The 6,250-nt window shown below is 37.5% G+C and carries 7 protein-coding genes; 5 read left to right on the top strand and 2 right to left on the bottom strand.

What is annotated here, in order from left to right; genetic code table 11:
• Positions 1–98: 98 nt before the first annotated feature.
• Positions 99–809 carry a DUF2971 domain-containing protein gene (locus B7C60_RS00545; protein WP_099609986.1) on the top strand — a complete coding sequence of 237 codons (711 nt, stop codon included), beginning with the start codon at positions 99–101 and terminating at the stop codon, positions 807–809.
• 155 nt (positions 810–964) lie between these two features.
• On the opposite strand, the gene B7C60_RS00540 is transcribed toward B7C60_RS00545, so the two are convergent.
• Together B7C60_RS00540 and B7C60_RS00535 are read right to left on the bottom strand one after the other, a co-directional pair.
• The gene (locus B7C60_RS00540; RefSeq protein WP_099609985.1) at positions 965–1,255 is read right to left on the bottom strand and encodes a type II toxin-antitoxin system RelE family toxin; all 291 of its coding nucleotides are present in this window, start codon (positions 1,253–1,255) and stop codon (positions 965–967) included.
• Positions 1,245–1,493, bottom strand: coding sequence for a type II toxin-antitoxin system Phd/YefM family antitoxin (locus tag B7C60_RS00535; protein ID WP_000126952.1), 249 nt, complete (start codon positions 1,491–1,493; stop codon positions 1,245–1,247). Before B7C60_RS00535 ends, B7C60_RS00540 begins: the two co-directional genes overlap by 11 nt.
• A gap of 199 nt (positions 1,494–1,692) precedes the next feature.
• Between B7C60_RS00535 and B7C60_RS00525 the strand changes: the two genes are divergently transcribed.
• The 4 genes from B7C60_RS00525 (at position 1,693) to B7C60_RS00510 (ending at position 6,055) form a co-directional block, all read left to right on the top strand.
• Positions 1,693–2,283, top strand: a complete 591-nt coding sequence (locus B7C60_RS00525) for an AbiV family abortive infection protein (RefSeq protein ID WP_099609984.1) — start codon at positions 1,693–1,695, stop codon at positions 2,281–2,283.
• Between the two features lie 1,104 nt (positions 2,284–3,387).
• On the top strand, positions 3,388–3,780 hold the full coding sequence (locus tag B7C60_RS00520) for a VOC family protein (protein WP_040905355.1): 393 nt from the start codon (positions 3,388–3,390) through the stop codon (positions 3,778–3,780).
• A 145-nt stretch (positions 3,781–3,925) separates the two neighbouring features.
• On the top strand, positions 3,926–4,480 hold the full coding sequence (locus B7C60_RS17000; RefSeq protein WP_157928662.1) for a hypothetical protein: 555 nt from the start codon (positions 3,926–3,928) through the stop codon (positions 4,478–4,480).
• Positions 4,481–5,590: 1,110 nt separating this feature from the next.
• Positions 5,591–6,055, top strand: coding sequence for a hypothetical protein (locus B7C60_RS00510; RefSeq protein WP_099609983.1), 465 nt, complete (start codon positions 5,591–5,593; stop codon positions 6,053–6,055).
• Positions 6,056–6,250: the final 195 nt, after the last annotated feature.

Raw genomic sequence — 6,250 nt, 5'->3', positions numbered from 1 at the left:
CGTTATGCGTTGATTTTATTAGTTTTTAATGCAATGCGGTGAGTTGGTAGTTGCGTTGCTCACCCCTTAACGTGGCGTTATAAGCACAGGAGTATCCAATGGCACTATATAAATTTCAAACTGCAAATATGAATTCTCTGACTGCTTTGAGAACACATTCTCTTTTCTTTTCAAAGCTAGAGAAGCTCAACGATCCAACAGAGAACATGTTTGGTATTTTGCCGAGCGAAGAAAACATTGATCCTAGAATTATACCTGATATCAATGAGTTAAGAAAATGCTCTCTTTTATGTATGGGCACTGACTCGGAAAATGTCATGTTAGAGTCTGATCTTTTAATGTGGACTCATTATGGGGCTGAATTATCAGGAATTTGTCTGGTTTTTGATGATGAAATGCTGAAAAAAAATTTTGAAAACCATGGTTGCAAGACGCATCAAAAAGTCGAGTATGGTTATCCAAAGTTACTCGCAACTGATCAATTACTTGGTCAGCATATGGGGATAGAAGAAGTACCTGGTGTTAATTTTAAAGATAGAAATACTGAACAGGCTATTAATACCTTTATTTTTAATAAACCAAATTGTTTTAATTATGAAAATGAATATAGATTTTTACTTAAAGAATCAGGGTTAATTTCTTACAACCCGCACTCTTTGAAAAAAATAATTATTGGTTCTAAAATCGAGTCAGAGTCACTTCGCAATATGTTCATAGAAACAGCTAAGGCTGTGAATAGTAACGTTGAGATTTACAAAGCTTATGTAAAAGAAAATAGCTTTAAAATTCATATAGAAAAGTGCTTATAACAAACAATTTAAGAGTGATTCACCACGCTTGGCATTTTTAGTTTTGGTTTAGTTTAGTGATTTCGGTGCCTAGGTTAAGTGCTGTGGTTGCGTGGTTCACACCTTAATTGGGCGTTATACCTTGCCGAAAAAAGAGGCATTGATTGGTATATTAATCAGTTATCTAATCGTTTCATTGCACTACGGTAAACATCACTTCGCTCTCGTTTTCCAACTGCTAATACCGTTACCACGATGACGTCATCTTTTACTTGGTAAACGAGACGATAGCCAGACTGACGTAGCTTTATTTTATACATGTTGTCAGCGCCAGAGAGTTTTGATGCTGGTACATGTGGGTTTTCTAAGCGTTCAATTAGTTTCTTTTTAAATTGTTGTTGCAGCGTAGAGCCAAGTTTTTTCCATTCTTTTAACGCGCTCTTTTTGAAATCAAGTTTATAGGTCATCGATGTTTACCGAAATGCTTTCTTCAGACTCTCGTTCTCTTGCAATCGCTAATAGTTCGAGATCATCGAGTCGATCCATCATCATTTCGTATGCTTTTGCTGGAACACAGTAAAAGGCTGGTTCATTTCGGTTAAGTACAGCGACAGGTTCACCATATGCACTTGTTGCAACTTTCATCGGATTAGCTTTTAATTCAGTAATACTTGCAGCTACATCGGCTAAGATTCTAGCGGTCATTTATTGAGTCCTTTAAGTGGTCTTTATAAAGGTCATTCTAGCGCTATAAGAACGGTATAACAAGGCGTTCAAGAGGGACAGCCAACGCGTGGCATTTTTATTATGCGTTGGTTTTTATGGTTACGGTGTTATGCGGAAGCTTGGTAGTAGCGTTGGCTGCCCCTTAACGCGGCGTTAGCTGTACAGAGAGATTATATTTATGTATTCAGACAACGAGTTAAAACAATTATCTGAAATGGCGTACCAAAATGCCTGTGAACTTCTAGAAGAGTCATTAATTCTTTTCAATGCAAGTCGTTTTCCGCGAGCTTACGTGTTAGCTCATCTAGCAAGTGAAGAGATAGCTAAAATTCCAATGATTTACGGAACTAGAGTTCGGTTGAAAGGTAAAGAAAAAATAGATTGGAAACATTTCAATAAAAGCCTCACAGGTCATCAATCTAAACTAAGATCTATCGCACAATTCGACTATATGAATGATGAGTTGGATTTAATAAGAAATCGAGATTTAAAGCGATACGAAACGCAATTAGATTTTGTAAAGAAATTTGATTTGATAAAAAACATGGGGCTTTATTCTGGCTATCATGAAAATACTGTGTTCAAGCCGAGCGATCAATTTACATTAGAGATTGCTAAGTCGATGATCAATCTTACTGAAGGTCGGTTAAAATGTTTAAAATCAAATTGGCAAGGTATGATTTCAGGAGAAGTTACAGATCAAACCTATGAAGTACATAAAGCATATATGATGGCACGTGATATGTTTTACGATGAACCAAGCAGCTAACAAAGCATTCAAGAGGGACAGTCAACGCTTGGCAGTTTTGGTTTGGTTGGCATTTGAGGTTACGGTTGGTTAATTTGAGCGCAGTTGTTTGCGTTGCCTGCCCCTTAATGCGGCGTTATGTAACCGTAAAGAAAAAAAGACCACAATACATTGAAAAGTAGATGTTTTTATGATTGATCTGATTTCAATGTCGATTTTCTCTGAGTGGGTTTTGTGCATGTTGATTTAGCTTTCGGCTTCTTTATTCTTCGAGTTCTCAGTTTTTTCTTAATGGTTCAGTGGGTTGGCGATAAGTTTAGTGGCAGTCATTTTTTTCTTTGAACTAAGGCTCGCAGTTTCGTCGTTGTCACGCAAATTCTACTGGGTTACTGCTAACTTTTCATGTAAGTTAAATGATATTTGGCAATGCTGTTCTTTGTAATGCTTTGAAATGGTTAGCAAAGTTACATAACAAAGCATTCAAGAGGGACAGTCAACGCTTGGCAGTTTTGGTTTGGTTGGCATTTGAGGTTATGGTTGGTTAATTTGAGCGCAGTGATTTGCGTTGCCTGCCCCTTAATGCGGCGTTATGTAACCGTAAAGAAAAAAGACCACAATGCATTGAAAAGTAGATGTTTTTTATGATTTATCTAATTTCAATGTCGATTTTCTCTGAGTGGGTTTTGTGCATGTTGATTTAGCTTTCAGCTTCTTTGTTCTTCGAGTTTTCCGTTTTTTCTTAATGGTAAAGTGGGTTTGCGATAAGTTTAGTGGTAGTCATTTTTTTCTTTAAACTAGGGCTCGCAGTTTCGTCGTTGCCACGCAAATTCTACTGGGTTACTGCTAAATTTTCATGTAAGTTAAATGATATTTGGTAAGGCTGTTCTTTGTAATGCTTTGAAATGGTTGGGAAAGTTACATAACAAAGCATTCAAGAGGGACAGTCAACGCTTGGCAGTTTTGGTTTGGTTGGCATTTGAGGTTACGGCTGGCTAGTTTGAGTTTAGTTGTTTACGTTGCCTGCCCCTTAATGCGGCGTTATAGCTTACTGTTCATTTTGGCATAGACAGACATGATTCGATGTTGCAGAGTATGTCATAACTTCATTTAAGAAAGGGAATTACTGTGTTTAGTCATATAATGATCGGCTCAAATAATATAGAGAAATCAAAGGCTTTTTATGATGCCATTATGGCCGTTCTTGGTTACTCGAATGGTTTTATTGATGCGAAAGGCCGCTGTTTCTATCGTAATAAAGAAAGTACTTTAGGCATTACGAAGCCAGTAAATGGTGAACCAGCTACTCATGGTAATGGCATAACGATTGGTTTTAAAGTTAGTAGTCCTGAATTAGTTGATGCATGGCATGCAGCAGGTATAGCGAATGGAGGCATTACTTGTGAGGATCCACCAGGGATCCGAATCAGTGGAGACCGAAAGCTCTATTTAGCTTATTTACGAGATCCTTCAGGTAATAAACTTTGTGCAACCCATTTTTTGTCTACAGAGAGCAAATAACCACGCTATAACAAGGCGTTCAAGAGGGATTCGCAACGCGTAGCATTTTCGTTATGCGTTGATTTTATTAGTTTTTAGTGCAATGCGGTTAGCTGGCAGTTGCGTTGCTCACCCCTTAACGCGGCGTTATATTCTAAGGAGCATCATGGGGCATACGATAGTTTTTAATAAAATATTCAGTGATGCAATGTTATTAGAGCAAATTGTATCGGGAAGTCGTAGTTATATCGAGGCATTATATAGCTCATATTCTAATGATAAAGAATATGACTATGAGATTACTGAATTGGATTTTTCTTATGACGAATATTTAAGTTGGCTGTACGAAAATGTTAGCTCATTGCTAATTCAATGTGCAACTAAAACTAGAATATATAAGGACACATACTCTCCTGATGAAGAACCTGATGAAGGGGAAGCGTTTTACTCATCAGACATTGAAGCGTATGAACATTTTCCAAATATAGTTGAAGTGATTTCTGGAAAATTTAGACATTCACTAAGAGAGTGTTGTAACAAAATTATTCATGCTGAAGATTTTGAGTTGGAACTAGTAAGTAATGAAAGCACTAAAAAATACTGGAGTGGGTTTTGTGTTTTAAAAGGTACGTTTAATCAGTATAACTGGAGCATTAAATTAGACGTCCGAAAATTTTGTATGGCAATTCGGTATTACTACGAAGTGGAAAAAACCTTGTAGTAACTCGCAATGAATATAACAAGGCGTTAAAGAGGGACAGCCAACGCGCGGCATTTTTATTATGCGTTGGTTTTTATGATTATGGTGTTATGCGGAAGGTTGGCAGTAGCGTTGGCTGCCCCTTAACGCGGCGTTATGTAACCGTAAAGAAAAAGACCGCAGTATATTGAAAGTTAAAGTTTTTTTATGCTTTTGCATTTTTAAGTTAGCTTCTATTTTATATGTCTTATGATTTTAACTTATTGTTTTAATAGGTTATTTATAAATTTTGCAAAGTCAGTCTTATTCATATTGGCTTAGTTTTCGTCTCCTTGTTCTTCGAGTTTTTTACTCTGGCTTCAATGGTAAAGCGAGTTTGCGATAAGCTTGGTGGAAGTCACTTTTTTTTTTGAACTAGGGCTCGCAGTTTCGTCGTTGCCACGCAAATTCTACTGGGTTACTGCTAACTTTTCATGTAAGTTAAACGATATTTGGCAATGTTGTTCTTTGTAATGCTTTGAAATGGTTAGCAAAGTTACATAACAAAGCATTCAAGAGGGACAGTCAACGCTTGGCAGTTTTGGTTTGGTTGAGCATTTAAGGTTACGGTTGGTTAATTTGAGCGCAGTTGTTTGCGTTGCCTGCCCCTTAATGCGGCGTTATGTAACCGTAGAGAAAAAGCCCACAATGCATTGAAAAGTAGATGTTTTTTATGGTTGATCTAATTTTAATTTCGACTTTCTTTGAGTTGGTTTCGTGCATGTTGATTTAGCTTTCGTCTTCTTTGTTCTTCGAGTTTTCAGGCTTTTCTCAATGGTTAAGTGAGTTTGCGATGAGCTTGGTGGCAGTCATTTTTTTCTTTGAACTAGGGCTCGCAGTTTCGCTGTTGTCACGCAAATTCTACTGGGTTACTGCTAAATTTTCATGTAAGTTAAACGATATTTGGCAATGCTGTTCTTTGTAATGTTTTGAAATGGTTAGTAAAGTTACATAACAAAGCATTCAAGAGGGACAGTCAACGCTTGGCAGTTTTGGTTTGGTTTAGCATTTGAGGTTACGGCTGGTTAATTTGAGCGCAGTTGTTTGCGTTGCCTGCCCCTTAATGCGGCGTTAGCTTTAAAAGGGGTACGTATGTTCCTATTCGAAATTAATGATTCAAAAATGTCATATAGCTTTAAAGCGTCGGCATTAAGTGCCTGTATTGCCTTTGGTTTTGCGTGTTTGTATCATTTTTTAGTTGGTTTTCCTGAAGAAGCGCCTAATGAGGACTTATCGTTTTCCTTTTTTGATGCGTTCGGTTTGATTCTATTCGCTCCATTTGTAGAAACGATACTAATTGCCCTACTCATATGGATAGCTCAGAAGTTCATGCAAAATATACTATTGGTTGCTTTTTTGGTCGCCTTGTCTATTTCAGTTCTGCACTCTTTAAGCCATCCATTGTGGGGCTTGTTCACGTTTGCCCCGTTTGTAGTCTTTTGTCTCGGTTTTCAGGTGTGGCAAAAAATATCTACATCTGAGGGTGCAAAAGTCGCTTTCCTAACTCATGCCTTTCATAATAGTTATGTGTTCATTCTGGTGGGGCTATCAGGTTAAAGCTAACAAACGCTTCAAGAGGGACAGCCAACGCGTGGCATTTTTATCATGCGTTGGTTTTTGTGATTACGGTGTTATGCGGAAGCTTGGCAGTTGCGTCGGCTGCCCCTTAACGCGGCGTTATGTAACCGTAGAGAAAAAGACCACAATATCTTGAAAATTAAAGTGTTTTTATGATTTCTTTACTTTGAATTT

The sequence above is a fragment of the Vibrio fujianensis genome (assembly GCF_002749895.1).
In the GTDB taxonomy this organism is placed as follows: Bacteria; Pseudomonadota; Gammaproteobacteria; order Enterobacterales; family Vibrionaceae; genus Vibrio; species Vibrio fujianensis.
Note: the sequence above shows the minus strand (reverse complement) of the source record. Positions and strands in the feature narration are given on the sequence as shown.

Bases quoted from the DNA above. Each gene is read 5' to 3' on its own strand.
- B7C60_RS00545 (WP_099609986.1), top strand. From the start codon at position 99: ATGGCACTATATAAATTTCAAACTGCAAATATGAATTCTCTGACTGCT.
- B7C60_RS00540 (WP_099609985.1), bottom strand. From the start codon at position 1,255: ATGACCTATAAACTTGATTTCAAAAAGAGCGCGTTAAAAGAATGGAAA.
- B7C60_RS00535 (WP_000126952.1), bottom strand. From the start codon at position 1,493: ATGACCGCTAGAATCTTAGCCGATGTAGCTGCAAGTATTACTGAATTA.
- B7C60_RS00525 (WP_099609984.1), top strand. From the start codon at position 1,693: ATGTATTCAGACAACGAGTTAAAACAATTATCTGAAATGGCGTACCAA.
- B7C60_RS17000 (WP_157928662.1), top strand. From the start codon at position 3,926: ATGGGGCATACGATAGTTTTTAATAAAATATTCAGTGATGCAATGTTA.
- B7C60_RS00510 (WP_099609983.1), top strand. From the start codon at position 5,591: ATGTTCCTATTCGAAATTAATGATTCAAAAATGTCATATAGCTTTAAA.